Below are 1,045 nucleotides of genomic sequence, written 5' to 3'. Positions count from 1 at the left end.
AGGAATGGAATCGCCAGGAGGAGGATGTAGGATATGATCGAGGCAAAAAGGAGAAAAGAGGCCATACCGGCATGTCGGGGCCACATCTGGAAGGTGAAGAGCTTCGCAAGCCAACCCGCGGCGTAGTTCAGAAAAACGATGATCGCCAGAAAGAGCGCAACCTTCCCCGCGATGCGTATTCCGTTCCCTGCCGGCTTGGTTGTCGGCTCGATCGTCATGTCTAACTTCTTTGCTTAAACACACTCCAGGTAATACCCGGATAATCCCCGGCGCCACGGAGCGGTGAGGCCACCTGCATCCCCGTGGGGATAGTGGGGTCAGTTCCCATATTCTCAGGTCAGGTGGGTGAAAAGGCGAAAAATGTGAGGAAATGGGAACTGACCCCGTTCGTCGAGGTTGCTGCGGTCCCCCCGGTTAGGCGGGAGGGGTTCCTTCCTTCATCCCTTCGCGAATTATTTTGCGGAACTCGGGTGTGTCCTGGTAGCCGTGAACCGTTGTTCCGTGATGAACAACAGCTTCGATGAGCTCCTCTTCCGTGTCGGCAGAAAGCGCCACGGTACATTTAATGTCCCCGGGATAATCGCGGCAATCGATATATTTCCGTGCCATGGTAAAACCTCCTGTCGGGGATTTAGCTCACCCCGAAAATTAAAAGTTCGATGCTTTTCATTTTCGATACGATTCATGGGGAAAATGACCGTCCCTCAGCGCGATGGGGTCAGTTTTTACATCCTCATATCGAAGGGAATGTAATGTTACATATGTCATGTCTGTTCACCTTGCGAAATTTTCGCAAAAACCTGAAATCATGAAAAAATTGCCAATCATAACCTGTTGATTTTAAATGGAAAAACATTAAAAAATGACCGATGGATAAAAGTAATTGACATCCATTACCCCGGTATGTATATTTTATGGAAAATCGCTTCCCCGAAACCTGACTTGTCCTGGAGATAGCACTTGTGACGAATGGAAAACCATTTGCCTCTGCTCCACCTGTAACCCATCACTGGAAAAAAATCTCTGTCTCCGATCTCGATTTCTT

Annotated in this window: 2 protein-coding genes; both read right to left on the bottom strand. The window is 48.8% G+C overall.

Annotated elements, in window-relative coordinates; all coding sequences use genetic code 11:
• A partial coding sequence (locus GTN70_04345; GenBank protein NIO16218.1) for a hypothetical protein occupies positions 1 to 218 on the bottom strand: 218 nt, incomplete at its 3' end.
• Positions 219 to 414: 196 nt separating this feature from the next.
• A complete protein-coding gene (locus GTN70_04340) occupies positions 415 to 609 on the bottom strand; it encodes a DUF1059 domain-containing protein (protein ID NIO16217.1) in 195 nt (64 codons plus the stop codon).
• Between the last annotated feature and the right edge of the window lie 436 nt (positions 610 to 1,045).

The sequence above is a fragment of the Deltaproteobacteria bacterium genome (assembly GCA_011773515.1).
In the GTDB taxonomy this organism is placed as follows: Bacteria; Desulfobacterota; Deferrimicrobia; order J040; family J040; genus WVXK01.
Note: the sequence above shows the minus strand (reverse complement) of the source record. Positions and strands in the feature narration are given on the sequence as shown.

Bases quoted from the DNA above. Each gene is read 5' to 3' on its own strand.
- GTN70_04340 (NIO16217.1), bottom strand. From the start codon at position 609: ATGGCACGGAAATATATCGATTGCCGCGATTATCCCGGGGACATTAAA.